The sequence below is a fragment of the Vibrio sp. Y176 genome (assembly GCF_033438945.1).
The window spans coordinates 160,361-186,483 of sequence record NZ_JAWOQS010000006.1 but is presented as its reverse complement, the minus strand read 5'-3'; the positions used below and the strand labels follow the sequence as shown (position 1 = coordinate 186,483).

Annotated in this window: 24 protein-coding genes; 18 read left to right on the top strand and 6 right to left on the bottom strand. The window is 44.6% G+C overall.

Going from position 1 to position 26,123, the window contains the following annotated elements; translation table 11 throughout:
* Positions 1 to 142: 142 nt before the first annotated feature.
* The 4 genes from prfC to R7O13_RS16350 all read left to right on the top strand — a co-directional run bounded on the left by prfC (position 143) and on the right by R7O13_RS16350 (position 4,272).
* Positions 143 to 1,732, top strand: coding sequence for a peptide chain release factor 3 (gene prfC, locus R7O13_RS16365; RefSeq protein WP_005380123.1), 1,590 nt, complete (start codon positions 143 to 145; stop codon positions 1,730 to 1,732).
* Positions 1,733 to 1,826: 94 nt separating this feature from the next.
* The gene (locus R7O13_RS16360; protein WP_005380125.1) at positions 1,827 to 2,024 is read left to right on the top strand and encodes a DUF5363 family protein; all 198 of its coding nucleotides are present in this window, start codon (positions 1,827 to 1,829) and stop codon (positions 2,022 to 2,024) included.
* On the top strand, positions 2,011 to 2,784 hold the full coding sequence (locus R7O13_RS16355; protein ID WP_318304277.1) for a TatD family hydrolase: 774 nt from the start codon (positions 2,011 to 2,013) through the stop codon (positions 2,782 to 2,784). The genes R7O13_RS16360 and R7O13_RS16355 overlap by 14 nt, the downstream gene beginning before the upstream one ends.
* 204 nt (positions 2,785 to 2,988) lie before the next feature.
* Positions 2,989 to 4,272: a NupC/NupG family nucleoside CNT transporter gene (locus R7O13_RS16350; protein WP_005380131.1), complete on the top strand. Its 1,284-nt coding sequence runs from the start codon at positions 2,989 to 2,991 to the stop codon at positions 4,270 to 4,272.
* Positions 4,273 to 4,630: 358 nt separating this feature from the next.
* Here R7O13_RS16350 and R7O13_RS16345 read toward each other — a convergent pair whose 3' ends face one another.
* The gene (locus tag R7O13_RS16345; protein WP_005391675.1) at positions 4,631 to 4,765 is read right to left on the bottom strand and encodes a hypothetical protein; all 135 of its coding nucleotides are present in this window, start codon (positions 4,763 to 4,765) and stop codon (positions 4,631 to 4,633) included.
* Positions 4,766 to 4,855: 90 nt separating this feature from the next.
* On the opposite strand from R7O13_RS16345, the gene deoC reads away from it, so the two are divergent.
* From deoC to deoD, 4 genes are all read left to right on the top strand, one after another.
* Positions 4,856 to 5,632: a deoxyribose-phosphate aldolase gene (deoC, locus tag R7O13_RS16340; RefSeq protein WP_005380133.1), complete on the top strand. Its 777-nt coding sequence runs from the start codon at positions 4,856 to 4,858 to the stop codon at positions 5,630 to 5,632.
* A 97-nt stretch (positions 5,633 to 5,729) separates the two neighbouring features.
* On the top strand, positions 5,730 to 7,061 hold the full coding sequence (deoA, locus tag R7O13_RS16335; protein WP_017820429.1) for a thymidine phosphorylase: 1,332 nt from the start codon (positions 5,730 to 5,732) through the stop codon (positions 7,059 to 7,061).
* A 65-nt stretch (positions 7,062 to 7,126) separates the two neighbouring features.
* On the top strand, positions 7,127 to 8,347 hold the full coding sequence (locus R7O13_RS16330) for a phosphopentomutase (protein ID WP_318304275.1): 1,221 nt from the start codon (positions 7,127 to 7,129) through the stop codon (positions 8,345 to 8,347).
* A gap of 143 nt (positions 8,348 to 8,490) precedes the next feature.
* The gene (gene deoD / locus R7O13_RS16325; RefSeq protein ID WP_005380140.1) at positions 8,491 to 9,210 is read left to right on the top strand and encodes a purine-nucleoside phosphorylase; all 720 of its coding nucleotides are present in this window, start codon (positions 8,491 to 8,493) and stop codon (positions 9,208 to 9,210) included.
* Positions 9,211 to 9,305: 95 nt separating this feature from the next.
* Here the strand turns inward: deoD and R7O13_RS16320 are convergent, their stop codons facing one another.
* Entirely contained in the window at positions 9,306 to 9,911 is a 606-nt protein-coding gene (locus tag R7O13_RS16320) for a YtjB family periplasmic protein (protein ID WP_005391677.1), read from the bottom strand.
* A 91-nt stretch (positions 9,912 to 10,002) separates the two neighbouring features.
* On the opposite strand from R7O13_RS16320, the gene serB reads away from it, so the two are divergent.
* Positions 10,003 to 10,983 (top strand): phosphoserine phosphatase, encoded by a 981-nt coding sequence (serB, locus tag R7O13_RS16315; protein ID WP_005386439.1) that lies wholly within the window; start codon positions 10,003 to 10,005, stop codon positions 10,981 to 10,983.
* A 63-nt stretch (positions 10,984 to 11,046) separates the two neighbouring features.
* Here the strand turns inward: serB and R7O13_RS16310 are convergent, their stop codons facing one another.
* Positions 11,047 to 13,395: a PilZ domain-containing protein gene (locus R7O13_RS16310; RefSeq protein WP_005380143.1), complete on the bottom strand. Its 2,349-nt coding sequence runs from the start codon at positions 13,393 to 13,395 to the stop codon at positions 11,047 to 11,049.
* 136 nt (positions 13,396 to 13,531) lie between these two features.
* Here R7O13_RS16310 and radA point away from each other — a divergent pair, with 136 nt between their 5' ends.
* Both radA and fusA read left to right on the top strand, forming a co-directional pair.
* Positions 13,532 to 14,911: a DNA repair protein RadA gene (radA, locus tag R7O13_RS16305; protein WP_318304274.1), complete on the top strand. Its 1,380-nt coding sequence runs from the start codon at positions 13,532 to 13,534 to the stop codon at positions 14,909 to 14,911.
* A 215-nt stretch (positions 14,912 to 15,126) separates the two neighbouring features.
* Positions 15,127 to 17,217, top strand: a complete 2,091-nt coding sequence (gene fusA / locus R7O13_RS16300) for an elongation factor G (RefSeq protein WP_005386444.1) — start codon at positions 15,127 to 15,129, stop codon at positions 17,215 to 17,217.
* Positions 17,218 to 17,335: 118 nt separating this feature from the next.
* Here fusA and R7O13_RS16295 read toward each other — a convergent pair whose 3' ends face one another.
* The gene (locus R7O13_RS16295) at positions 17,336 to 18,283 is read right to left on the bottom strand and encodes a LysR substrate-binding domain-containing protein (protein WP_158156822.1); all 948 of its coding nucleotides are present in this window, start codon (positions 18,281 to 18,283) and stop codon (positions 17,336 to 17,338) included.
* A 97-nt stretch (positions 18,284 to 18,380) separates the two neighbouring features.
* Here R7O13_RS16295 and R7O13_RS16290 point away from each other — a divergent pair, with 97 nt between their 5' ends.
* Positions 18,381 to 18,590, top strand: coding sequence for a DUF1127 domain-containing protein (locus R7O13_RS16290; RefSeq protein WP_005380156.1), 210 nt, complete (start codon positions 18,381 to 18,383; stop codon positions 18,588 to 18,590).
* 68 nt (positions 18,591 to 18,658) lie between these two features.
* On the opposite strand, the gene R7O13_RS16285 is transcribed toward R7O13_RS16290, so the two are convergent.
* Together R7O13_RS16285 and R7O13_RS16280 are read right to left on the bottom strand one after the other, a co-directional pair.
* On the bottom strand, positions 18,659 to 20,350 hold the full coding sequence (locus tag R7O13_RS16285) for an AMP-binding protein (protein ID WP_031779037.1): 1,692 nt from the start codon (positions 20,348 to 20,350) through the stop codon (positions 18,659 to 18,661).
* 148 nt (positions 20,351 to 20,498) lie between these two features.
* Positions 20,499 to 21,224 (bottom strand): helix-turn-helix domain-containing protein, encoded by a 726-nt coding sequence (locus R7O13_RS16280; RefSeq protein WP_130545037.1) that lies wholly within the window; start codon positions 21,222 to 21,224, stop codon positions 20,499 to 20,501.
* A 336-nt stretch (positions 21,225 to 21,560) separates the two neighbouring features.
* On the opposite strand from R7O13_RS16280, the gene R7O13_RS16275 reads away from it, so the two are divergent.
* From R7O13_RS16275 to R7O13_RS16250, 6 genes are all read left to right on the top strand, one after another.
* Complete coding sequence (locus R7O13_RS16275; RefSeq protein WP_318304273.1) at positions 21,561 to 21,755, top strand: hypothetical protein; 195 nt, start codon at positions 21,561 to 21,563, stop codon at positions 21,753 to 21,755.
* A complete protein-coding gene (locus tag R7O13_RS16270) occupies positions 21,755 to 22,246 on the top strand; it encodes a prepilin peptidase (protein ID WP_412125716.1) in 492 nt (163 codons plus the stop codon). Before R7O13_RS16275 ends, R7O13_RS16270 begins: the two co-directional genes overlap by 1 nt.
* A gap of 62 nt (positions 22,247 to 22,308) precedes the next feature.
* The gene (locus tag R7O13_RS16265; protein WP_165401630.1) at positions 22,309 to 23,622 is read left to right on the top strand and encodes an AAA family ATPase; all 1,314 of its coding nucleotides are present in this window, start codon (positions 22,309 to 22,311) and stop codon (positions 23,620 to 23,622) included.
* Positions 23,623 to 23,635: 13 nt separating this feature from the next.
* On the top strand, positions 23,636 to 24,391 hold the full coding sequence (cpaB, locus tag R7O13_RS16260) for a Flp pilus assembly protein CpaB (protein WP_005386448.1): 756 nt from the start codon (positions 23,636 to 23,638) through the stop codon (positions 24,389 to 24,391).
* 7 nt (positions 24,392 to 24,398) lie between these two features.
* A complete protein-coding gene (locus R7O13_RS16255; RefSeq protein ID WP_318304272.1) occupies positions 24,399 to 25,862 on the top strand; it encodes a type II and III secretion system protein family protein in 1,464 nt (487 codons plus the stop codon).
* A gap of 13 nt (positions 25,863 to 25,875) precedes the next feature.
* Entirely contained in the window at positions 25,876 to 26,100 is a 225-nt protein-coding gene (locus R7O13_RS16250; protein ID WP_031781045.1) for a hypothetical protein, read from the top strand.
* Positions 26,101 to 26,123 lie beyond the last annotated feature (23 nt).

Here is a 26,123-nt window from a genome sequence, read left to right as displayed (position 1 = left end):
AAGGCTGGTGAGCCGAGTAAATTCAGTTCATGTCTTTCCAGTTTGCTAGCACAGCGATAATAAGCGAGAATACCGCACAATATCGAATAGTAGATATGCTTGCCTATTTTGTGAGCATGAAAGTAATTTAGAAGATTAACTAATGTCAAATCCCCTTTTTTTAGGCGAAGTGTCTAAGCGCAGAACGTTCGCTATTATTTCTCACCCGGATGCGGGTAAAACCACCATTACTGAAAAAGTCCTTTTATTCGGAAACGCGATCCAAAAAGCAGGTACGGTTAAAGGTCGTGGTAACGCACAGCACGCAAAATCAGACTGGATGGAAATGGAAAAAGAACGTGGTATCTCGGTAACCACTTCTGTAATGCAGTTCCCTTACAATGACTGTCTGGTAAACCTACTTGATACGCCTGGACACGAAGACTTCTCGGAAGATACATACCGTACGTTAACGGCAGTAGACTCGTGTTTGATGGTTATCGATGCGGCGAAAGGTGTCGAGGATCGTACACGTAAGCTGATGGAAGTAACGCGTCTGCGTGACACGCCAATCGTAACCTTCATGAACAAACTTGACCGTGACGTTCGTGATCCAATGGAAGTATTGGACGAGGTAGAAAACGAGTTGGGCATGATGTGTGCGCCAATTACATGGCCAATCGGCTGTGGTAAAGAATTTAAAGGTGTGTACCACATTCACCGTGATGAAACGATTTTATACGAATCAGGTCACGGTCATGAGATTCAAGAAGTTCGAATCATCAAAGGTCTCGATAACCCAGAGCTTGATGAAAAAGTTGGTGCAGGCCTTGCGGAAAGTGTTCGAGAAGAGCTTGAGCTTGTCATGGGTGCTTGCCCTGAGTTTGATTTGGAAATGTTCTTAACAGGTGACCTGACGCCAGTTTACTTCGGTACTGCATTAGGTAACTTTGGTGTGGATCATATGCTAGACGGTCTAACTGAATGGGCTCCAGCGCCGAAAACTCGTCAAGCGGTTGAACGTGAAGTTGAAGCGACTGAAGAGAAGTTCTCTGGTTTCGTATTTAAGATCCAAGCGAATATGGACCCAAAACACCGCGACCGTATCGCATTCATGCGTATTGTATCGGGCACTTACACGCAAGGTATGAAGATGAACCACGTTCGTCTTGGCAAGCAAGTGAGTATCTCTGATGCAGTAACCTTTATGGCTGGTGACCGTGCACGTGCAGAACACGCTTACGCCGGTGACATCATTGGTCTACACAACCACGGCACTATTCAGATTGGTGATACCTTTACGCAAGGTGAATCACTGAAGTTCTCTGGTATTCCGAACTTCGCTCCGGAACTATTCCGTCGTATTCGCCTGAAAGATCCATTAAAGCAGAAGCAGCTTCTCAAAGGTTTGGTTCAGCTATCAGAAGAAGGTGCGGTACAGGTATTCCGTCCTCTACAGAACAACGATCTGATCGTTGGTGCCGTTGGTGTACTTCAGTTCGATGTTGTTGTGGCTCGTTTGAAATCTGAGTATAACGTTGAAGCGATTTATGAAGGCATTAACGTTGCAACTGCTCGTTGGGTTGAGTGTGGTGATGCGAAGAAACTGGATGAGTTCCAACGCAAGAATCAAGCAAACTTAGCATTGGATGGTGGTGATAACCTAACGTATATCGCTCCAACAATGGTTAACTTAAACTTGGCGAAAGAGCGTTTCCCTGACGTTGATTTCCGTGCGACGCGTGAGCACTAATTTGCGCGGTTAGGGTAAGCCTTAACGCAAACTAGATTTTAAAACGCCCTTGGCTATAAACTTAGCCAAGGGCGTTTTTATATAAGGATAAGATATGAATTGGTTTAAACGTGGGCTAAAGCGTTACGACAACTGGTGTAAAGAGATGGGGTTAACTCCCGATCAGAAACGCAGTTGTGTCCCATATCGAAAAGACCCAGCCCATCAAACTGAAGAGAAGAGTGAAGCCCAACCATCCTCTGATTTTCTGCCCGCAGATACAGATAAAAAGCGTCAAGATGAAGCTCTTTGATACGCACTGCCACTTTGATTTTGATGTGTTTCAAGATGACTTTGCACATCAACTTGAGCTTGCTCAAACGCAAGGCGTCGCAAGAATTTTGATTCCTTCCGTCGGTCCGCAAAACTGGGCTCGTATTCACACTTTGGCAGAGCAACATGCCAATTTGTATTATGCGCTCGGCTTTCATCCGTATTTTCTTGAAGATAACGTTGAGCAGCACCTTACAGAGCTAGAAGGCTATCTAAATCAAAAAGGGCAGCAGTGCGTGGCAATAGGAGAGTGTGGTTTAGATTTTGCCATTGATGTTGATCCACAGTTGCAAGAAAAGATACTTGAAGTTCAATTTGAGCTGGCTAGACGCTTCGAACTCCCAGTTATTTTACATAGCCGAAAAGCGCACAATCGCCTCATTCAAATGGTGAAAGCGGCGAATCTCCCTAGAGGTGGTGTGCTACACGCTTTTTCTGGGAGTTATCAGCAAGCCATGGAGTGGGTCAAATTAGGTTTTTTTATCGGTGTAGGAGGAACGATTACCTACCCAAGAGCCAAGAAAACACGCGACGCAATTCAAAAATTACCACTCGAAAACCTAGTAATCGAAACAGACGCACCAGATATGCCTATACTTGGATATCAAGGGGAGTCAAATCACCCAGCCAAACTCATTCACGTCTTTAATGAGCTCGTAGAGTTGCATAACGGCCGAAAGCAATCGATTGCCTCTCAACTGTGGAAAAATAGCAATTTTGCTTTCTCGATATGTGAATAAAATCTAAAGATGTGGTTTGAAATCGAAAACGTTTTCCTGCTTATTGTGAATTAACTCACAAAGCTGGTTGAATCAATCATGAATCTTATAGGAAAGTGTGAGGCTGGCATTACTTTAATTGATTCTGCATGAGTATAATTGCCCCCGCTTTATAGCTCCATTTTGTAACACGCCAATAAATAACTTATAAGGAAGTCATAAACTATGAGCCTGTTTATGAGCCTAATCGGTATGGTAGTGCTTCTTGCGATTGCAGTGGCATTTTCTAACAACCGAAAAGCTATCAACTTTAGAACTGTGGGTGGCGCATTCGCTATCCAATTCGCATTAGGTGCATTTGTTCTGTATGTACCTTGGGGCCGTGATCTACTAAACGGTTTCTCTTCAGGTGTTTCTAACGTTATCAACTACGGTAACGATGGTTCATCATTCCTGTTCGGTGGTCTTGTTTCTGACAAGATGTTCGAAGTATTCGGCGGCGGCGGTTTCATCTTCGCATTCCGTGTTCTTCCTACACTGATCTTCTTCTCTGCACTGATTTCAGTTCTTTACTACATTGGCGTTATGCAATGGGTTATCAAGATTCTTGGTGGCGCACTACAAAAAGCGCTAGGCACTTCGCGTGCGGAATCAATGTCAGCGGCAGCTAACATCTTCGTAGGTCAAACTGAGGCACCTCTAGTTGTTCGTCCATTCGTTCCAAAAATGACTCAATCAGAGCTATTCGCGGTAATGTGTGGTGGTCTAGCTTCTGTTGCTGGTGGTGTACTAGCTGGTTACGCATCTATGGGTGTTCCACTAGAGTACCTAGTTGCGGCATCATTCATGGCAGCACCAGGTGGTCTACTGTTCGCTAAAATTCTTCACCCTGAGACTGACCAGCCTCACGAAAGTATCGAAGAAGCGATGGACGGCGGTGACGACAAACCAGTTAACGTAATCGACGCAGCTGCGGGCGGTGCGGCTTCTGGTCTACAACTTGCGCTTAACGTAGGTGCAATGCTAATCGCATTCGTTGGTCTAATCGCGCTAATCAACGGTATGCTAGGTGGCATCGGTGGTTGGTTCGGCATGCCAGAACTAACACTAGAGCTAATCCTAGGTTATGCGTTCTCTCCACTAGCATTCCTAATCGGTGTTCCATGGGCAGAAGCTGTAACAGCTGGTTCATTCATCGGTCAGAAAATCGTAGTGAACGAATTCGTTGCTTACTTGAACTTCACACCATACCTAGGTGAAAACGCTCAAGTAATCGCGGCAACTGGTGAAGTAATGTCTGAGAAGACAACAGCTATCATCTCATTCGCACTATGTGGTTTCGCGAACCTTTCTTCTATCGCGATTCTACTTGGTGGTCTAGGTAGCCTTGCACCAAACCGTCGTAGTGACATCGCTCGCATGGGTGTTAAAGCAGTTCTTGCAGGTACGTTGTCTAACCTTATGGCAGCGACAATTGCAGGCTTCTGCTTAAGCCTTGCAGCACTATAATTAGAATCGGTTCTTAATATATAGACGCCGTTTTACATCATGCCCTGTAGCAAGAGATTGCTGCGGGGCATTTTTCGTTTTTCGGGCTCCAAAATTTCATCGGGTGTTTGCCTTAGTCGAGGTATTACGCAGTCAATGGAATAGGGGCTAGGAAATTTTGAGATACAAACCGTTTGCGCTCTATTTGGTGCTACAGTTTTGCGGTGAAACTCTATAATGTATTAATCACAGGATAGTGGTTAAGCTTGATTCTTAATCACGTAATGAATATTACATAATCGATGGGCAAATGAATTGCCCTGCAATATCAGATCTAATAGGCGTTTTGCTTTGTGATGTGATATTAAAGACACCGCAATCATAGATTGTTGTGCCATAGGCCAAACTGGTACTGTGCGGTGACAAGGATAGCAATTGGCATATGATAAATTTTCGCTGTATATGCCGAGTCTTCAGGGAACCAAGTCCGTTCATTAATAGACTGTTTAGCCATTTACTCACATTGTCTCGACTTGTTGATTATAGTTAAAGACGTGATGTAAGGCTGAGTAGTGAATTTTTTGAATATTGATCGGAGATAGAAATGAGCGATTTAAAAGCAGCAGCGCTACGTGCACTTAAACTTATGGACCTAACTACGTTGAATGACGATGATACTGATGCAAAAGTGATCTCACTATGTCATGACGCGAAAACAGCAGTAGGCAACACAGCTGCAATTTGTATTTACCCTCGCTTTATTCCTATTGCTAAGAAGACACTTCGTGAGCAAGGTACGCCAGAGGTTCGTATTGCAACAGTAACGAACTTCCCACATGGTAACGACGACATTGAAATCGCAGTTGCTGAAACAAAAGCGGCGGTTGCTTACGGTGCAGACGAAGTTGACGTAGTTTTTCCTTACCGCGCGCTAATGGCGGGTGATGAGAAAGTAGGCTTCGAACTAGTTAAGCAATGTAAAGAAGCTTGTGGTGACATTCTTCTTAAAGTGATCATCGAAACAGGTGAACTAAAAGAAGAAGCACTAATCAAGAAAGCATCTCAAATCTGTATTGAAGCAGGTGCTGACTTCATTAAAACTTCAACTGGTAAAGTGCCAGTAAACGCAACACCAGAATACGCTCGCATGATGCTTGAAGTTATTCGCGACATGGGTGTTGCAGAAACTGTTGGTTTCAAACCAGCAGGTGGTGTGCGCACTGCTGAAGACGCAGCAGCATACCTAGCAATGGCTGACGAAATCCTAGGTGACAACTGGGTTGATGCTCGTCACTACCGTTTTGGTGCGTCTAGCCTGCTAACCAACCTACTAAATACATTAGAAGTATCGGACGACGTCGCTGATCCAACAGCGTACTAATTCCAATAATGCGTCTGAACGGTAGCACCTAAACGGGTGCTACCAAACCTCTTCTATCCTACTACAACCATGGCTCAAAAGAGCTTGGGAGGCACTAATGTATTTACCACAAGAAATCATTCGTAAAAAACGTGACGGCGAAGTCCTAACCGCCGACGAAATCAACTTCTTTATTCAAGGCGTAGCGAACAACACGGTATCTGAAGGTCAGATTGCGGCGTTTGCTATGACGATTTTCTTTAATGAAATGACCATGGATGAGCGCATCGCCTTAACGTGTGCAATGCGTGATTCGGGCATGGTTATCGACTGGAGCCACATGAACTTCGGTGGTCCAATTGTCGATAAACACTCAACCGGTGGTGTGGGTGACGTAACTTCTTTAATGCTTGGCCCAATGGTGGCAGCGTGTGGCGGTTTCGTACCTATGATCTCTGGCCGCGGTCTTGGTCATACAGGCGGTACGCTGGATAAACTTGAATCTATCCCTGGTTACAACATTACGCCGAGCAACGATGTTTTTGGTCAAGTAACCAAAGACGCTGGTGTGGCGATCATCGGTCAAACTGGTGACCTTGCTCCTGCGGATAAGCGTGTTTACGCGACTCGTGATATTACCGCAACGGTAGACAATATCTCCCTGATTACGGCGTCGATCCTTTCTAAGAAACTGGCGGCGGGTCTGGAATCGCTAGTGATGGACGTAAAAGTGGGTTCAGGTGCATTTATGCCAACTTACGAAGCGTCTGAAGAGCTAGCAAAATCAATCGTTGCGGTAGCAAACGGTGCTGGCACTAAGACTACGGCAATTCTTACGGACATGAACCAAGTATTGGCGTCTTCAGCGGGTAACGCAGTGGAAGTTCGTGAAGCGGTTCGTTTCTTAACGGGTGAATACCGTAACCCTCGTCTACTTGAAGTGACCATGGCTTCATGTGCTGAAATGTTAGTACTTGGCAAGCTTGCTGAGAACACAGAAGACGCACGCGCAAAACTGATGGAAGTGCTGGATAACGGCAAAGCGGCTGAGTGCTTCGGCAAGATGGTTGCTGGCTTAGGCGGTCCTGCGGACTTCGTAGAAAACTACGACAACTACTTAGAAAAAGCAGAAATCATCAAGCCAGTTTACGCAACAGAAACGGGCATTGTCTCTGCAATGGATACACGTGCTATCGGCATGGCTGTGGTTGCTATGGGTGGTGGTCGTCGAGTTGCTACTGATGAAATCGACTACGCAGTTGGTTTCGACGAGTTCATCCGCCTAGGTGAGGTCGCAGACAGTGATAAACCTCTTGCGGTTATCCACGCTCGCACTGAAGAGCAATGGGAAGAAGCGGCAAAAGCACTGCGCAGTGCAATCAAAGTAGGTGGTGAATACACGCCAACTCCAGAGGTTTACCGCCAAATTCGTGCAGAAGATATCCAATAGAACAAGTAATTACACAAGGCCTACTCAACCATAATAAAAAGCCGAGTGGGCCTAAGGAACGAGCAATGAAAAGAGCATTTATTTTAGTACTAGACTCATTCGGTATCGGTGCAACTGCCGATGCTAAAGAATTTGGTGATGTAGGTTCAGACACACTAGGTCACATCGCTGACCAATGTGAAAAAGGCTTAGCAGATAACGACAATCGCCAAGGTGCACTTCGCCTTCCAAATCTATCGAAACTTGGTTTGGCAATGGCGCATAAAGAATCGACAGGTCGCTTCGCACCTGGACTAGACGCAGACGCTGAAATCATTGGTGCATACGGTCATGCAGCAGAGCTTTCTTCAGGTAAAGACACGCCGTCTGGTCACTGGGAAATCGCAGGTGTGCCTGTTCTGTTTGACTGGGGTTACTTCACTGACAAAGCAAACAGCTTCCCGAAAGAACTGACTGACCGCATTCTTGAGCGTGCAGGTCTTGACGGTTTCCTAGGTAACTGCCACGCATCTGGTACTCAAGTTCTTGACGATCTTGGTGAAGAGCACATGAAGACTGGCAAACCAATCTTCTACACCTCTGCGGACTCTGTATTCCAAATCGCATGTCACGAAGAGACTTTCGGTCTAGACCGTCTACTAGAGCTTTGCCAAATCGCCCGTGAAGAGCTAGAAGATTACAATATTGGTCGTGTTATCGCGCGTCCATTCGTTGGTGCTGGTAAAGGTCAATTTGAGCGTACAGGTAACCGTCGTGATCTTTCTGTAGAGCCACCATCAGCAACGGTTCTTCAGAAGCTTGTTGAAGAGAAGCAAGGCAACGTGGTTTCTATTGGTAAGATTGCTGATATCTACGCAAACTGCGGCATCACTAAGAAAGTGAAAGCGACAGGTATCCCTGCATTGTTCGAAGCAACGCTAGAGCAAATCAAAGAAGCGGGCGACAACACGATCGTATTCACTAACTTTGTAGACTTCGACTCAGCTTACGGTCACCGTCGTGACGTAACGGGTTACGCAGCGGCACTTGAGTACTTCGATGGTCGTATCAACGAAGTGCTAGAGATTATGGAAGAAGACGATGTGCTTATCCTAACGGCTGACCACGGTTGTGACCCAACATGGCCAGGCACTGACCATACTCGTGAGCACATCCCAGTATTGGTTTATGGTCAAAAAGTACCAGCTGGTTCTCTTGGCCGCCGCGAAACATTCGCAGATATCGGTCAAACATTGGCAAGTTACTTCGGTACTTCTCCAATGGATTACGGTAAGAACTTCCTATAATTAGTTAGGTTTTTGAAAACTAGGAGCAATCAAGCTCCTAGTTTTATGTTTGCAGTATGTAAATGCTGCTTGTCGGAAATGAGAATACTCTGGCTTATATCGCCTTAAGCGCGGAGCGCTAGAGAAAGGTTAAGGAAAAGAAAATGGCAACTCCACATATCAATGCTGAAATGGGTGCATTTGCAGACGTCGTACTGATGCCTGGCGATCCACTACGTGCAAAATACATCGCAGAGACTTTCCTTGAAGATGTCGTTCAAGTGTGTGACGTTCGTAATATGTTTGGTTACACAGGCACATACAAAGGCCGTAAGATCTCGGTAATGGGCCACGGTATGGGTATCCCATCATGCTCGATTTACGCGACTGAACTAATCAAAGACTTCGGCGTGAAGAAAATCATCCGTGTTGGCAGCTGTGGCGCAGTGAATGAAGACATCAAAGTGCGTGATGTTGTGATCGGCATGGGTGCATGTACTGACTCTAAAGTGAACCGTATCCGCTTTAAAGGTCATGACTTCGCGGCAATCGCAGACTACAACATGGTTCGTGCGGCAGAAGACGCTGCAAAAGCTCGCGGTATTGACGTTAAAGTTGGTAACCTATTCTCAGCAGAGCTTTTCTACACGCCAGATCCAGAAATGTTCGATGTAATGGACAAGTACGGCATTGTTGGTGTTGAAATGGAAGCGGCTGGTATTTACGGTGTTGCGGCAGAATACGGTGCAAAAGCTCTGACAATCTGTACGGTTTCTGATCATATCAAGACTGGCGAACAGACTACATCTGACGAGCGTCAAACGACATTCAACGACATGATGCTAATCGCACTAGATTCAGTATTGCTTGGTGACGAAGAGTAAGCGACGAAGAGTCATTCTATTTTTCGCTCTCAAGAGCTAAAAAAACAGCCCGCACATTACGGGCTGTTTTTATATGAGTTGTTAGCGCTACCTAGTTACTTGGTTAGCAGCAGGTTTGGCGCTTTTTTACGACGTATCGGTTGTCGACGTAAAATCAAGATGAACAACATACCACAGACAAAGCTCATTAAGACCATCATGTACATATAACGATCGCTCTTGCGATAGTGGTGGTCAGAAATAGCCGTCACCCGGCCCGTCTCAAAGGTCACGCGAACAAAACCGATAAGCGCACCATCTGCAAAAACTGGTTCAACCAACTGCTGGCGACCAATGGAAGCTGTTGCCAAAGGCGTATCCAGGCCAAGAACTTCGCGTACCGATAATGCCTCTTCACTAGACGCTAAACGTACACCCTGTGCATCGTAGATTGTTGCATCAAACACTAAACGGTCTTGTGCTAGCTGGTTTGTTAGCTGAAGTAATCGTTCTTGATCTTTAGTTAAAATCATCTCACTGGCAGAAAGAGACGCCTGTGAAATCAAAACTTTGGTGAGTGTTTCAAGCTGTTGTGCTTGAATTTTCTCATTACCCTTACTGATCACAACACTGTTTTTTATTGTGATAAACAACATCACACACAGTAGGATTAGTGCCAGAATTCTTAGGGCATTCCTTACTGAGAACAAAGATTCACTCATGCTCTTTACTCATCCATTTAAAATAAAACAAAGACTTGCCTTTTTAGTTTGTTGAGGTAACGTTTTAGCAAAGTCATAAGGGATTATATACATGGACGCGTCAAAAAGCTTGCCTATCAGAAAACATACGACACTTTTAAAACGATTACCCGAGACTCGATTTGCCTCCCAATTAGATAAAGCAAAAGCAAACTGGATCGTATTTGCTGAGTACCTTTCGCCAAGTCACTTCGAAGACATTGATTTCTTCACCGGCTTTTACAACCCGATACTAGAAACGTGGAAAGTTGGCCAATATGAAGTAGCCCTGATGGCCGGAGAGTTGACTCCTCAACATGAAACGATCTTACAAAGTCTCAACCTAGATTACGCCTCGCTTAATGAAGTGCCCGATCTATCAACCCAAGGGTTGATTGTATTTGATATGGATTCAACGGCGATCCAGATAGAGTGTATTGATGAAATCGCGAAACTGGCAGGAGTAGGGGATGAGGTCGCTGAAGTCACTGAACGTGCCATGCAAGGTGAGCTGGATTTTGAGCAAAGTTTACGTCAGCGAGTTGGTAAGCTCAAAGGTGCCGATGAATCAATTCTTGAACAAGTTCGTTCCCAGTTACCATTCATGCCGGACTTTGAAGCGCTAATTGCGACGTTGAAAGCCTTGGGCTGGAAAACAGCGATTGCCTCCGGTGGTTTTACTTACTTCTCTGATTACATCAAAGATAAAGTCGACCTAGATTTTGCTCGTTCCAATCAATTAGAAATTATTGACGGCAAACTCACGGGGAACGTACTTGGCGATGTGGTAACGGCGCAGATGAAGTCAGACATTCTAGTGGAATTGGCGGATGAATATGAAATTGAGCAGCACAACACGGTCGCTGTCGGTGATGGCGCTAATGATCTTGTGATGATGTCGGTGGCGGGCTTAGGGATTGCTTATCACGCAAAACCAAAAGTGGAAGCTCAAGCGCAATCTGCGATTCGCTTTGCAGGGTTGGGCGGTGTGCTCTGTATTTTATCTGGCGCATTGGTGAAGCAGCAAAAGGTCAGCTGGAAAGCTAAACCTTAACCATCCATTCAAAAACACCGCCAGAAAGGCGGTGTTTTTTTTCAATTTGGTATGACTCTGAATTTACTCGGTTAACTCCAATCTAATTACTACCTCTTCAGTAATGTCTTCAAATTCACTGTAACCAACGAGCGCCGTCAACTCTTTTTCTAACTTGCTTGCTTGATGTACACCAAATTGGGTTAAGTCACTTAAATCTTGTTGCAGTAATGATGTCATCGGATCGAAAATTGGCGCAGTAGAAAGGCGAATCACGTAAAAGTCACCCATCATTCGCGCTTTCTTTATAAATTGAATCCGCTCTTTTACGCTGTTGAACTCTTGATGAAGCTTTGACTCAATACCTGTAATTTTATTGCCTACTTTTGCGGCGCTTATGTAGATATCCTGATGTCTGGCTTGAGCACCTTCTACACGTTTTATTGGCTCTGCGATTAATGTGCTTGTCCGGCCTTTAAAGATAGGTTCAAGTGACAACAGTTGGTCATGCCCAAGACGGGCAAAAAGCTCAATGTGTTTAGGTAGCGGCAAGTTCACCCCGATAACGGGGGTTTTTATTGAAGATGACGTACTTTTACTGATAAAAATGGGCGTGCTCAGCGTACGCGAGAGCAACATGCAGTGCAGCCTTTCAAGTAGAGCATTACTTGGTAGCGTCTCTTTTTGCGGGATTAGCTTGTCTTGATTGTGCTCGATAATACTGTTGAAAAAAGCGATTACCTTCATGGTTTGGCTGCTTTCATCAATAACTAGCTGCACGCTACAACCATCTGGGCTTACACGAATTACTCGATATGGCACCGACATTAACGGCAATTTTTTATCGTAGAGTTGTAATTCTCGAAAGTTGATTCTTACCTCTTGCCCAGAACGTAACATCGTGGGCTCACTTAGCCTAATTCCGAGTCCTCGTTTGGAAAGGTCAACAGTACAGCCGCCTGTTTTAGTTTGTCCTGAGTACAACTCTAAAGGTGTTTTAAAACGATAACGAGGCTCTTTACGACGAGACTTTGCATCAAAATAAATGCCCTTTGGATTGCCGATAACTCTTCTCGGATGACGAAACGCGTTTAACGTATTAGCGGGTAAGCGCGGCTTTTCAGTTAGCAGGTAATCCTGCCCTGATTTTTCGTCAGCAATTTCTTGCAAAATACCAATATGAGTCAGTGATTGAGACGTTTCTGCTAACTCTGGAGAGAAAGCTGCTAGGTCTTCCTGTTCTTGCTCAGATAGTTCAAAGATTGAAATTCTAAAGGCGCGCCAACTCTCTCGTTTGCCACCTAAATGCCAAAATAGCTGGCGCTGTTCGCGAGTTGCTTCAGGGCGAAACATCGAATAGAAATAGGTTCGATTCTCGTGCTCGTGAGTAAATGAATAAAGGACATTGGTTGTTCCTTTCACACCAGGCTTAATGAGTGACGCGATGCGTTGCTCGTTGAATAAGGAACCAAACATTTGCTGGTTTCTCTCATCGTGCCAGTATTGCCAAAGCTTTTGATTGTTTGGCGTTAACATTGCTAATTTTAGGTCACTACCATCAAAGAATAGAGGCAAGCTGCTGGTGTGCTTTAGTGCGATGTGCTCATAACCGCGAGTTCGAGCTCGAATAATCTTGTCTTGATTGTCGTGACGAGCCCTTTTAGCAGCACTGTTGAGCGCTTCATCTATCACTCTGGTGACGACATTGGTGTCAGTTAAGCGTATGGTTCTGAGGTATCGAACTGAGTCATTTTCGTAACAGTCATCAACCGCGAGTATGCGGTATGCAAGCGGTTTCTCTATACCTGCAACGTTAGATTTGCTGGCAAATTCAGTAAACGTGACCTGAATAATTTCCCCAAGGTTATATTTAAATGCGCTAGGGACTTTGAACTTTGCGCCAGAGCTAGATAAATCAATGCTTAATCCATGAAGAAGCTGTCCTTTAGAACGGCAAATTTCAACTTGAGATTGGACTTTCAAGCGTTTTTCTTGGCGCTTTAAATCGTAGCCTAGGTGAACGGGTTCTGCTAAGAACGGGCTTTTAGGATCCGTTAACGATTGCGTTTTTTGCTGAGTAAGGCGCTTGCTCATTACGCGAAAGTTATTTCGCGTGTTGACCAATGCTTCCCACATTCCTTCCGTGTAGCAGCCAAACTTTTTGATGTTTTTATGGTAAGCGTTGAAAGCAACATCATCCAACCAATGTGGAATACCATCCAAAATATACTCGCGACATTCGCCTTGAACGCGACCTCGCAAATCAATGCTTTTTTTGCATGGAGCCATTAAGCGGTTAAGTTCCATTTTAACCAAAATTTTGGCCGAAGGCGGCTCTTCCTCGGTCAGTTGGCCAAGGACAAAGTCAAAGTCATTCGTACCGTAAACGGGAATGAGTCGTTCTGCGAGCGAGAGAATTTCAGATTGCTGCATTATTTCTGTTAGAGTATGTCGTTACTTTAAATTGTATCGGCTAAGCGAAGTAATACTTAAGTATATCAATAGTTCATTTCAGTTCAGGTCTGACTTGGCTGTGCTTAGTCACATTTGTAGAAAAAATTGAGGCATCATGGCGAAAGCAAAACGAGCGTATGTTTGTAATGATTGTGGCGCGGACTTTCCCCGTTGGCAGGGGCAGTGTAACGCATGTGGTGCATGGAATACGATAACAGAAGTACGTATCGCTGCATCGCCAACCGTTGCTCGCAATGAACGCTTAAGCGGCTACGCTGGTTCCGCAACAGAAGCTACGGTTCAAACGCTATCCGAAATTGATCTGCAAGAAGTACCTCGCTTCACCAGTGGGTTTAAAGAGCTTGACCGCGTGTTGGGTGGTGGTGTTGTGCCAGGTGCCGCAATTTTGATTGGTGGTAACCCTGGTGCAGGTAAATCAACCCTTCTGTTGCAAACCATGTGTAGTTTATCTGCGCAAATGCCAACGCTTTACGTAACCGGTGAAGAGTCGTTACAGCAGGTGGCAATGCGTGCTTCCCGATTGGGCTTGCCGAAAGATCATTTAAAAATGCTATCGGAAACGAACGTCGACAAAATTTGCCAAATCGCCGAAAGAGAGCAGCCTCGTATAATGGTAATAGACTCGATTCAGGTGATGCACGTTTCTGATGTTCAATCGTCGCCTGGCAGTGTTGCTCAGGTACGTGAATCTGCGACGGCTCTGACACGATACGCAAAACAGAATAATGTTGCGGTATTTATTGTTGGTCACGTAACAAAAGATGGTACCCTTGCGGGCCCCAAAGTTCTTGAACACATTATCGACTGTTCGGTACTACTCGATGGTGGAACGGATAGCCGATTCCGCACTTTGCGTAGTCATAAAAACCGTTTTGGTGCTGTGAATGAGCTTGGTGTATTTGCAATGACAGGCCAAGGATTGAAGGAAGTGAGTAACCCATCAGCGATCTTCCTTTCTCGTGGTGAAGAAGAAACATCAGGCTCTTCAGTCATGGTGGTTTGGGAAGGCACGCGCCCTCTACTAGTAGAGATTCAAGCGCTGGTGGATTACTCGCAGTTAGCCAACCCTCGTCGTGTTGCGGTCGGCTTGGAGCAGAACCGCCTATCACTTTTGCTCGCTGTGTTGCATAAGCATGGTGGCTTACAAATGGCAGACCAAGATGTCTTTGTTAATGTGGTTGGCGGTGTTAAGGTGACGGAGACAAGCGCTGATCTTGCTTTAGTTATGGCGCTTTTATCGAGTTTTCGTGACCGTCCACTCCCTAAAGATGTGGTGATTTTTGGTGAGGTAGGGCTTGCGGGCGAAATCCGTCCAGTGCCAAGTGGGCAAGAGCGTTTGAATGAAGCGTTCAAACATGGTTTCAAGAAAGCCATCGTGCCAGCAGCCAACATGCCGAAAGGTGGCATCCCTGGCATGCAAATTCACGGCGTTAAGAAATTGTCGGAAGCGATAGAGGCTTTTGACGAGCTGTAATGCTCATAAGAATGGTATTTGTGCAATCACAAACTGTTCTATCCGTCCTCAATAAAATGCGAATAAAGTACATAAATTGCTGTGTTTGACTATGCTTTGGGGACGGAAATTTCACGTTAAAATTTTTTTTCTTCCATCCGCACGCAAGGGTATCAGTATTGACAGAATGTGATATACTCTGCGCGCACTTTATACCTTATTAACAGAGTAAGACAATGACTGATTTATCAAAATACAGAAACATTGGTATTTTTGCTCACGTAGACGCGGGTAAAACTACCTCTACAGAGCGTATCCTAAAGCTAACTGGTAAGATCCATAAGATCGGTGACACTCACGACGGTTCAACTACTACTGACTTCATGGAGCAGGAAGCTGAGCGTGGTATCACAATCCAGTCTGCAGCAACAACTTGTTTCTGGAACGATCACCGTCTAAACATCATCGATACTCCTGGACACGTTGACTTCACTATCGAAGTTTACCGTTCTCTAAAAGTACTTGACGGTGGTATCGGTGTATTCTGTGGTTCTGGTGGTGTTGAGCCTCAGTCAGAAACTAACTGGCGTTACGCTGACGAATCACACGTATCACGTCTGATCTTCGTTAACAAACTAGACCGTATGGGCGCAGATTTCTACAAAGTTGTAGATCAAGTACAGAACGTACTAGGTGCTACACCTCTAGTTATGACTCTACCTATCGGTATCGAAGAAGATTTCGTAGGTGTTGTAGACGTACTAAGCCAACAAGCTTACGTATGGGATGAGTCTGGCCAACCAGAGAACTACGAAGTTCAAGATATTCCAGCAGACATGGTAGAAAAAGCTGCTGAATACCGTGAAATGCTAATCGAAACTGCTCTAGAGCAAGACGAAGATCTAATGATGGCTTACCTAGAAGAAGGTGAAGAGCCATCTCTAGAAGACATCAAACGTTGTATCCGTAAAGGTACTCGTGATCTAGCATTCTTCCCAACTTACTGTGGTTCAGCGTACAAGAACAAAGGTATCCAACTTATTCTTGACGCGGTAATTGATTACCTACCATCTCCAACAGAAGTTGATCCACAGCCTCTAACTGATTCAGAGACTGGTGAGCCAACTGGTGAAGTTGCGACTGTATCTGCAGACGAGCCACTACGTGCTCTTGCATTTAAGATCATGGATGACCGCTTCGGTGCTCTAACCTTTATCCGCATCTACTCTGGTAAGATGAAGAAAGGTGACACAATCCTTAACTCTGCAACTGGTAAAACAGAGCGTATCGGCCGTATGGTTGAGATGCACGCGGACGAGCGTAACGAGATCGATTCAGCACAAGCTGGTGACATCATCGCTGTAGTTGGTATGAAGAACGTTCAAACTGGTCACACTCTATGTGATCCTAAGCACGAATGTACTCTTGAGCCAATGATCTTCCCAGATCCAGTAATCTCTATCGCAGTTAAGCCTAAAGATAAAGGCGGTTCTGAGAAGATGGGCATCGCGATCGGTAAAATGGTTGCAGAAGATCCATCATTCCAAGTTGAGACTGATGAAGATTCAGGCGAAACTATCCTGAAAGGTATGGGTGAACTTCACCTAGACATCAAGGTAGATATCCTTAAGCGTACTTACGGCGTTGAGCTAGAAGTTGGTGCTCCACAGGTTGCTTACCGTGAAACTATCACTCAAGCAATCGAAGATAGCTACACGCACAAGAAACAGTCTGGTGGTTCTGGTCAGTTCGGTAAGATCGACTACCGCATCAAACCAGGTGAGCCAAACTCTGGCTTCACGTTCAAATCAACAGTTGTTGGTGGTAACGTACCTAAAGAATTCTGGCCTGCAGTTGAGAAAGGCTTTGCGTCAATGATGGAGCACGGTGTTCTAGCTGGCTTCCCTACTCTAGACGTTGAAGTTGAACTATTCGACGGTGGTTTCCACGCAGTTGACTCTTCAGCTATCGCTTACGAAATCGCAGCGAAAGGTGCATTCCGTCAGTCTATGCCTAAAGCTGGCGCGCAACTTCTTGAGCCAATCATGAAAGTTGACGTGTTCACTCCAGAAGATCACGTTGGTGACGTAATCGGTGACCTTAACCGTCGTCGTGGTATGATCAAAGACCAACAAGCAGCGTCTACTGGCGTACGTATCAAGGGTGATGTACCTCTATCAGAAATGTTTGGTTACATCGGTACTCTACGTACTATGACTTCTGGTCGTGGTCAGTTCTCTATGGAGTTCTCACACTACGCACCATGTCCAACAAACGTTGCAGAGCAAGTAATTGCTGACGTTAAAGAGCGTAACGCTAAGAAGTAATTCTTAAGTTAACTCTATAACTTGAAAGCCCCGCTTAGTGCGGGGCTTTTTGTATCTAGCAGCCTTATACGCAGAGCGTTTTTGTTTTATTCCTATTTAGCGTTTGTTTTGACGATTGTTATGATGCCGTTCTAGTGCTGTTGCCTTTTAGGTCAATGGTCCTAAAGTCTGGTACCACTGACTTTTCAAATATTTCTATTTCTTCCTTCAACCATTGCGCAAACAATTGAGCTTTAGGTCTTTTTAAGTAGCCTTTTGGCGCGCATAAGTAATACGCAAAATTGGGCTTGATAGCGATATCTCCAATTCGGACCAATTTGCCAGAACGAAAATATTGATGAGCTAAACTGTGTTTTACCAATGCGACGCCTTGAAGTGATAGTGCAGCCTCAAGCACGAGATGTGATCCACTGTATTTTAAGGTAGGCTTTGCTGCGCAGTGACCCAAGGTTGCTAACCACATATTCCAATCAAGATCAGGCCAAACATCTTCAATCAGCTCAGCTTTGCTTAAATCCTCGATGTTATAGATCCCGTGCTCTTTCTGATACACCGGATGACAAGCAGGATAAAAAGCTTCGTCCATCAGCCATTGTGATTCTAAATTGGGATATTTTCCTAAACCGTAACGAACACATAAATCTATCTGGCTATTTTGAAAAGACACCAAATCATTGGTTGGTTCTAATAGCAAGGCGATATCAGGGTGACGCTGGCGAAAAGCCGTAATCTTCGGGACCAACCAATGATGAGCGAAAGAGGGGAGTGTTGATATCGAAAGGTGGTTCGGGTTTGGATCTTGATTGACTAATCTAACCCCTTGCTGCAAATGAGCAAACCCTCTTTCTGCCTGAGTAAACAGTAGCTCTCCCTCAGGTGTGAGCACGATTTTTCTGTGCTGACGAACAAATAGGTCCGTGCCTAAGAACTCTTCTAAATGACGAATTTGCTGACTAATGGCCGCTGGCGTAACAAACAGTTCTTTTGCTGCCGTTTTAAAGCTTCCTTCCTTCGCTGCAACGAAAAAGTAATACAAGCCCTGTAAGGGAGGCATTCGATCTTTCACATTAGTTTTCCTTAACTCTATGGCAGATTCTATCGTTTGAGGATATCAGCGTAGTCGCTGATTATTAAGTGGTCAACATTGTATAGGAATCTCTGAAATGGAAAACATGACACACACTTGTGAGCGTACTATACCTACTGCCCATCAGAGCGGGTTACAGTTAATTTATTCTAAACTGGCGGCTTGGAGAAGGAACTATAAGACACGTCGTCACTTGAGAGAGTTACCAAAGCACCTTTGGGACGATATTGGGTTAGGTGAAAGGGAGATTAGTTGTGAAGTGAGTAAGCCATTCTGGAGAGAGTAGTTTATGAGTTTGATTCAAGCTCAAAGTTAAGTTGCACTCCCCAATGGTGTTGAGGAGTGCAAGCAAAATTACAAGTCTTCTTCCCACACGACCAATTCATCTTTTGGCCAATTGTGGCCTATCTCATGATACTTTTGTTCGAGCACATGACGTTTAATTTTAAGCGTTGGCGTCAGTACGCCATTTTCTATACTCCAAGGTTCTTTAATCATTAACACACCTTTGATTTGCTCATGAGAGGCGAGTTCTTGATTCATCCTGGCAATAACTTTACGTGTGGTACGTGCGTATCGCTCTCGATCAAAGTTAGGGAAGTCATGTGGCACAACCAAAAGAATCGGAGCGGGTAGCCCTAAACCGATGAGACACATCATCTCTACGCGACTGTACTCGAAAAGCTTTTTCTCGATAGGAACCGGAGAGACAAATTTACCTTTGGCGGTTTTGAAGTTATCTTTTTTACGGCCTTGAATCGTTAGATAACCATCTGAGTCGATAGCGCCGATATCGCCTGTGTGTAGCCAGCCCTCTGAATCAAAAGACTCTTGGGTGGCAATGTCATTTTTGTAGTAGCCAGAAAATAGCCCTTTGCCACGCACCATGATTTCATCATCAGCTGCGATTTTTAACTCAATGCCTGGCCCTGCATTACCGACACTACCAATTTTGTCAGCTCTAAATGGGTAGTTGAGCGTGCTGTAGGCAAATGATTCCGTCATCCCCCAAGCCTCTGTGATATCAAGGCCCACTGAGTGGTACCATTCCAACAGCGCTGGCGAGACAGGTGCAGAGCCACAGCCTAATACTCGAGCCTGATCTAAACCGAGACCATCTGCTAGCTTTTTCTTGATCAAAGAATTGACGAATGGGATTTTCAACAGAATATTGAGCTTCTTCTGTGGAAGTTTGTCTTGAATACGTTGCTGGAATAGCGTCCATAACCGTGGGACGGAGATAAACAGAGTTGGTCGGTGCATCTTCACATCTTCGATAAAAGTGTCCAGTGACTCTGGAAATGCTGTTGGCACGCCACCCATAATCGATGAACCGAAGATATAAACACGCTCTGTAATATGAGCGAGCGGTAAATAAGAGAACAGTCGGTCGTTTTCTTGGATACCAATATGATTGATCAGTTGCTGAACAGACCAACTGAATGCGCCGTAAGTTAGCATCGCGCCTTTCGGTAACCCTGATGTGCCTGAGGTATACACCAACGACATTAGCTTGTCATCGTAATGCTGCGGACGCTCTTCACTTGGCACTGCATCAGCAATGAGCGCTTGGTATTCGTGCTTACACTTAGGTGCCGTGTCATAAGGTAGAGCGATGCTAATGAGTTCAGGCATAGCATCAATGACTTGCTGAGTTGCTTTGGGATCATCGAGTTTTCCGCCAATGATCGCTTTACTTTCACTATGAGTCACACAGTATTCGATGGTGTCTGCACCGGCGGTAGGAAAGATTGGCACACTGACATAGTCACCAAGCATCATAGCAAGATCGCAAATAAACCATTCTGCACAGTTTTTAGATACTAACGCAACTTTGTCGCCAGGCTTTACACCAAGCGAGCGTAGTGCGCTGACAAGTTTTAAGGCTTGATCTGCAACATCAGAGAATGTGTACTCAACAAACTGTCGGTTAATAATTTGTTTTAGGTAGACCTCATTTGGACGCTCTTGAGCCCATTTGAGGATCATTTCATTTGGTGGTGGGAGAGCGCAACCAGCAGCGCTATTTAGATTCGGCTGATTCATTTTAAGTGACTCCATGTCTTCTCATTGTATTTATAATTGTTAACGCATTGTTAACTTTAGCATGTTAAATCGCGACACGGGAATGCATTTTGATGAAATATGTGGGGAAGATAGCGTTAGTTGTCCTGACAGTTGCTACAAATAAAGCCTAAAACTGCTGTCGATAATTTGCTGGAGACAGACCGGTTTTTTTCTTAAAAATTCGAGAAAAGTAAGAAACGTCTCGATACCCGCACTGATAAGCAATGTAAGCAATTTTCATCGATTCATTTTCAATTAGCATTTTCTTAGCTAATGAAATGCGTTTCGCCGTGACATAATCACGAAAGCACATACCCACTTTACGGTGGAAAACTTTGGAAAAGTAGTTCGGCGAGTAATGACAAAGAGCGGCTGCTTCCTCTTCTCTTAGGTCCTTATGAACGTTATTGGCGATGTAATGGACTACGTCTGAAAAGTTTGACTTGCCGCTTCGAGAGAAAAGTTTATCTACCGAGATTTGTTCTTCGTCTACTTTACTATGCAAAAAGTATTTCAATTTTATTTGTGAAAGCCAGATAGGAAGAGTGAGCTCGTTCAACTTATAATATTCCGCACAAATATGCTTGGGCGGCAAGTGAGGAGCCGTATCTTTTGGAGATACGACGATTAGTTTTTTGTCGAGGTTTTTACAGAGCGTTATAACACCTTTCAAGTGCTCTTGATGATCACAGGTTATGTAGTAAAAGAAATAGCTATGTTCTTTATCACTGAGGACTGAGATATCTTTACTGCAGTCCATAATGTCAAAGCACCCATCAAACTCACAACGAAATTGTTCCGGCAGCGAGCAAAGGGTCTCTCCTATCCAGTAAGCTTTGGTCTGTTTATCCATATGAATCCTGCTCAGTACGTACTACACCAATGTTAGTATGCATTGAGGTCAGTCGAGCCTCATTCCTTGAGCTTCAGACCTCACCCTTTCGTTTATTAAGCTTAGGCTTATATAGTCATACTGCAAGTGTGAAATGTGTCACATAGCTTACAGTGATGTGTCTTATTTATGATACATTTCGTCTCTGAAGCGCAGACAGGCAAGAAAGTACTAACCTTTGGCAAAAAAGTCCTAACCCCCCTAATTCTTGATGACTAATGTTTAAGCATGATTCGGGTGTATATGATACCTGCGTCATGGACAAGCGAGATTTGGTTAAATAAAGGGGATAATCTTATGGATAACTTTCGCAATCTAATCAAGGACTTCATGGAAGACGAAGAGGGGCTAACACTTTTGGAGTATATCCTAGGTGCGGCATTGATCGTCGCTGCAATGTTAGGTACTGGCTTTTGGGACGATTTAGCAACCAAGTTTGAAGACGTAGCAGATGAAATAGAGGGAGCTGGTCAAGACGCTGGTACATCTTAATGTTGATCTCTGAGTTACTTATTTGGTCATTACTTATTGCGATTGGAGTTTCAGACGCACAGAAACACAGAATACCGAATAAAGCGGTGCTTATGCTTTTAGTTGCAGTAACTGCAAACGTAATTTACAACCCAGCCACAACTGGTTTGGATCATTTATATGGTGGGTTGGTTGCGTTTGCGGTGTGTTTCGCGCTGTATCTTTTCAAAGTAATGGCCGGAGGAGACGTTAAGTTACTCGCCGTCATAGGGGCATGGTTGGGATTGAGTAACCTTGGGGAAGCGTCTACCGGGATAATACTCGCTGGAGGCATTGTCGGCATTTTTTATCTAATGCTACATGTGTCATCGACTAGTGTTGCTCTATCACATCAGATTAAAGGGTATTGCTTAGAAAAAGTAACACCAGGTTTTAGGTCCAGTAAGCCGTTGGTCATTCCATTCGCGCCGATAATCGTAATTGGATTAGCTTATTTTTCCTATACCCACTAAATAAAAATAATAAATGGCATGCAGCATCAGTTGGCTAAGCAACTTCAAGGAGGGGAAGTGTGATGGGCTCTGTGTATTGGGAAAAACTCGTGCCACAAATAAATCCACCAAAAGTACCTTCATCGGTAGAAGGTCTTGGCATACCGGCTTCAGTCGTTGAAAACTTAGTGTTGAAACACCTGTCAGCTTATCCGAAATGTGATTTGATCGAGTTAACACAGCGGTTATGCGTGGTTTCAAATATTGTTGAACTTGCTTTGGCGCAGTTGAGGAAACGAAGCTGGGTTGAGGTATATCAGCCTACATCTGAGAAGCTAAACCATTCGTACTCGAACATTCGTTATAGTCTAACGGAATTAGGACTTGCGGAAGCAGACATTGCATATAGAAAAGATCCGTATATCGGTCCTGTTCCAGTTTCTTTGGAAGAGTATTGGACCGTTGTTGAAGGACAAGATCTACGCAAAAACCCTGTTACCCGTATCGATGTAGAGCGTGCATTATCTGATGTTTTTGGCTCGGATCACTTAGTTCCTGTTCTCGGACCTGCTATCAACTCTGGACGAGCTTTGTTGCTTTACGGCCACGCGGGTACTGGTAAAAGTTACGTTGCATCAAGAGTGCTCAATGCAATGAACACTTCGGTGTTTATTCCTTACGCCGTATATGCCGATGGCAACATCATCAAAGTGTTCTCAGAGCATCATCACCGTCGTTTAGACAACTCCCATTCTCAGGTTTTCGTTAAGTTGGAAACCCATTACGACAAACGCTGGGTTCTTTGTGAAAGACCAAACATTCAAGTGGGCGGTGAGCTGACATTGGAGATGCTTGAGGTAAACCACAGCGAGCATAATCGCGTATGGATTGCGCCACTTCAAATGATGGCTAACAACGGAATCTTAGTGATTGATGATCTCGGTCGTCAGTCAATGCCTGTTGATGCCTTGCTAAATAGATGGATCGTTCCAATGGAATACTTATTTGACCATCTGGCGCTGCCAAATGGTCAACAAGTAACGGTGCCATTTATGCTTACTTTGGCATTCTCATCCAATTTTGCACCAAGCAAAATTGCTGACCCTGCTTTTTTACGCCGTCTGGGGTACAAAATTGAGTTTAAGCCACTTGGTGATGATGACTATAAAGCGCTTTGGTTATCGCTGTCCAAAGACTTGCAACTCGCGTTGTCGCCTGAATTCTTTGACACATTAAATCAATTGCACCGTGAAAATAAAATGCCTAATTATCCATGCTTACCTAAAGATCTTTTGGGCATTAGCAGAGACGTTCTCGTTTTTGAAGGAAAACGAAAAGTCGTCTCATCAGACATTTTAACTCGTGCCTGGGGATTGTATTTCACAGTGGATGAATAGGGAGATCTAAATTATGAGTCGGACTCAAGTCATCATGCTATTGCTACTCTCCATTGTTTTCGGCCTTGCTGCCGTGTTGATAGCTAAACAATGGATGGATGGCAGAAACCAACCAACAGTCGAGTTAGAGGAGGTCGAAAGGCATCCCGTTTTAGTTGCCGCCATGGAGCTAGAACCAGGAACTATTCTCTCTGAGAAACATTTGTCTACTAAGCTCATGGAAGTGGACTGGATAGATGATGAAACATTGAAAGTAAAAGAACAGGCATTGGGAAGAATCGTTGCCAATACTATTTACGCGGGTGAACTTGTTAACCCTCATCGCCTTGCCCTACCTGGTGAAGGCGCAACACTTGCTGCATTAATTCCAGAAAACAAGCGAGCAATCACTATTCGCGTAAATGACGTTATCGGTGTGGCAGGTTTTTTGTTACCAGGCAACAAGGTCGATGTCCTGAATACAGTGAGTTATGGACAAGGTAAAAACGCCACAACAAAAACAGTGCTTAAAAATATCAATGTGCTTGCGGTGGACCAAACAGCCAAAACGAACGATAACAAACCCGTGATTGTACGCGCTGTGACTTTAGAAGTAACACCGAAAGAGGCAGAAAAGCTCTTATCGGCGAACAGCAAAGGCGATATACAGCTTGCTCTGCGCAACCCTCATGAAGTGGATAAACCTGTTGTAGCAAGAAAATACACGCCACGACCTAGTGTGACCATTATTAAGGGATCTCAGGCATCCAGTGTCCGAGTCAGCAATTAGGTGAATTATGAAAACAATAATATTACTTGTTAGCCAGTTACTTTTCGTCAGCTTGTCTGTTAACGCAGCTACGGCGCAGTCAGGAAAAGTCGTAACCGTTGCACATCACCAATCAACTCAATTGATGATATCAGGCCAAGCAAAGAAAGTGACGTTAGGGGATCCAGAAGTCTTGGATATTTTAGTGCTCAGATCGAACGAGCTGTTTCTTATTGGTAAGAAGTTAGGTACCACGAATGTGTCGGTGTGGGATCGCAGAGGCCGGTTAATTGAGCAGTTTAACGTAGAAGTCACGCATGATCTAAATACGCTTAAGTCGAAGCTTTATCAGTTCTTGCCGGATGAAAATATCGAAGTGCACAGTGCGCAAGAAAAAGTGGTAATTAGAGGCTTGGTCAGCAGTCAGCAAAACATGGACACTGCGGTCAAAATTGCTGAAACCTTTGCTTTGGGTGAAGCGGCAGATGAAGAAGATGATAGCTCTAAAGATGATGAAAGTATGGTCATCAATCTACTTTCTATTGGTGGTGCTCAGCAGGTGACGCTAGAAGTTACCGTTGCCGAAGTACAGCGCACACTTGTAAGACGCTTCGACTCAAACTTCCACTTTTTCCAAAGAAGTGGGGACTTTACTTGGGGTGGTACGACTGCTGGTGGCGGTATTGATGGCATTGGACCGATTTTGAACGTCCCAACAGTCGAAGATTTCGGTTTTCTCGGATCGTTTATTGACAGTAATACCTTGTTTACCTTTGCGCTTGATGTGGCGAAGCAAAATGGCGTAGCGAAAGTGCTGGCAGAGCCTAGCCTTACCGCATTAAGTGGTACGCAAGCCGAGTTTGTCGCTGGTGGTGAATTCCCAATTCCAGTACCAAATGAAGATGGTATTACCATCGACTACAAAGAGTACGGTGTTCAACTCGACTTTGTTCCGTTTATTTTGAGTGATAAGAGAATCAATCTCAAACTGAACGTCAATGTGAGTGAAATTTCCAATTCTGGTGTGTTGACGTTTAATCCAAACGAAGTGAATGCCACTTTCTTTATTCCACCAATCACAAAACGAAGTGCTGGTACCACGATTGAGCTAGCAGATGGTCAAACCATTGGCATTGCGGGGCTATTGAGTGAAAACGCGCGTAACGTTGCGAATGGTATACCTGGTGCGAGTGATCTACCTGTGTTAGGCCGCTTGTTTAAGAGTGAAGAATTTACCTCTGGGGAAACAGAACTAGTCATTCTGGTTACTCCTCGATTAGCAACCCCAATTGATCGACGTCGAATCACGCTACCAACAGATGGTTTTGTTGCTCCAAACGATGTGGAGTTCTATTTGCTTGGTAAAGGTGCTGAGTTGGATTTCGATAGGTACCAGCTAAACGACATTAGTGAAGAAGATACTAACAACAATTTTATTCAATACGGTTCGTCAGAAGGTGGCTCTGAGGGCAAGTTTGGGCACAGTCTATAAGTGGGAGAACAAGATGAAAAGCATAATGATAATGACCATTTGTTTCACATCATTCGGCTTGTTTGGCTGTGCGAATGACCCCGAGCTTGGTATCTCGGTTAGCCAGCTGCGCGCTGAACAAACTCTGAATCCAGAAGCCTGGTATGAGAATTTGGGCTACTTACCGGAAGGTAGTGGTGAGCGCACACAAGTTAGCTTAGAGGTATATAACAACAATGGGGTAGCCAAAGATGATTAAGTGATACGTTCACTTAGGAGGGG

What these genes read in the sequence shown, in the direction of transcription:
- R7O13_RS16330 (WP_318304275.1), top strand. Translation starts at nt 7,127, where the DNA reads ATGAAAAGAGCATTTATTTTAGTACTAGACTCATTCGGTATCGGTGCA.
- fusA (WP_005386444.1), top strand. Translation starts at nt 15,127, where the DNA reads ATGACTGATTTATCAAAATACAGAAACATTGGTATTTTTGCTCACGTA.
- R7O13_RS16345 (WP_005391675.1), bottom strand. Translation starts at nt 4,765, where the DNA reads ATGGCTAAACAGTCTATTAATGAACGGACTTGGTTCCCTGAAGACTCG.
- R7O13_RS16250 (WP_031781045.1), top strand. Translation starts at nt 25,876, where the DNA reads ATGAAAAGCATAATGATAATGACCATTTGTTTCACATCATTCGGCTTG.
- R7O13_RS16270 (WP_412125716.1), top strand. Translation starts at nt 21,755, where the DNA reads ATGTTGATCTCTGAGTTACTTATTTGGTCATTACTTATTGCGATTGGA.
- R7O13_RS16290 (WP_005380156.1), top strand. Translation starts at nt 18,381, where the DNA reads ATGGAAAACATGACACACACTTGTGAGCGTACTATACCTACTGCCCAT.
- R7O13_RS16360 (WP_005380125.1), top strand. Translation starts at nt 1,827, where the DNA reads ATGAATTGGTTTAAACGTGGGCTAAAGCGTTACGACAACTGGTGTAAA.
- R7O13_RS16285 (WP_031779037.1), bottom strand. Translation starts at nt 20,350, where the DNA reads ATGAATCAGCCGAATCTAAATAGCGCTGCTGGTTGCGCTCTCCCACCA.
- serB (WP_005386439.1), top strand. Translation starts at nt 10,003, where the DNA reads ATGGACGCGTCAAAAAGCTTGCCTATCAGAAAACATACGACACTTTTA.
- cpaB (WP_005386448.1), top strand. Translation starts at nt 23,636, where the DNA reads ATGAGTCGGACTCAAGTCATCATGCTATTGCTACTCTCCATTGTTTTC.
- deoD (WP_005380140.1), top strand. Translation starts at nt 8,491, where the DNA reads ATGGCAACTCCACATATCAATGCTGAAATGGGTGCATTTGCAGACGTC.
- radA (WP_318304274.1), top strand. Translation starts at nt 13,532, where the DNA reads ATGGCGAAAGCAAAACGAGCGTATGTTTGTAATGATTGTGGCGCGGAC.
- R7O13_RS16350 (WP_005380131.1), top strand. Translation starts at nt 2,989, where the DNA reads ATGAGCCTGTTTATGAGCCTAATCGGTATGGTAGTGCTTCTTGCGATT.
- R7O13_RS16320 (WP_005391677.1), bottom strand. Translation starts at nt 9,911, where the DNA reads ATGAGTGAATCTTTGTTCTCAGTAAGGAATGCCCTAAGAATTCTGGCA.
- R7O13_RS16275 (WP_318304273.1), top strand. Translation starts at nt 21,561, where the DNA reads ATGGATAACTTTCGCAATCTAATCAAGGACTTCATGGAAGACGAAGAG.
- R7O13_RS16310 (WP_005380143.1), bottom strand. Translation starts at nt 13,395, where the DNA reads ATGCAGCAATCTGAAATTCTCTCGCTCGCAGAACGACTCATTCCCGTT.
- R7O13_RS16355 (WP_318304277.1), top strand. Translation starts at nt 2,011, where the DNA reads ATGAAGCTCTTTGATACGCACTGCCACTTTGATTTTGATGTGTTTCAA.
- prfC (WP_005380123.1), top strand. Translation starts at nt 143, where the DNA reads ATGTCAAATCCCCTTTTTTTAGGCGAAGTGTCTAAGCGCAGAACGTTC.
- R7O13_RS16255 (WP_318304272.1), top strand. Translation starts at nt 24,399, where the DNA reads ATGAAAACAATAATATTACTTGTTAGCCAGTTACTTTTCGTCAGCTTG.
- R7O13_RS16265 (WP_165401630.1), top strand. Translation starts at nt 22,309, where the DNA reads ATGGGCTCTGTGTATTGGGAAAAACTCGTGCCACAAATAAATCCACCA.
- deoA (WP_017820429.1), top strand. Translation starts at nt 5,730, where the DNA reads ATGTATTTACCACAAGAAATCATTCGTAAAAAACGTGACGGCGAAGTC.
- R7O13_RS16280 (WP_130545037.1), bottom strand. Translation starts at nt 21,224, where the DNA reads ATGGATAAACAGACCAAAGCTTACTGGATAGGAGAGACCCTTTGCTCG.
- deoC (WP_005380133.1), top strand. Translation starts at nt 4,856, where the DNA reads ATGAGCGATTTAAAAGCAGCAGCGCTACGTGCACTTAAACTTATGGAC.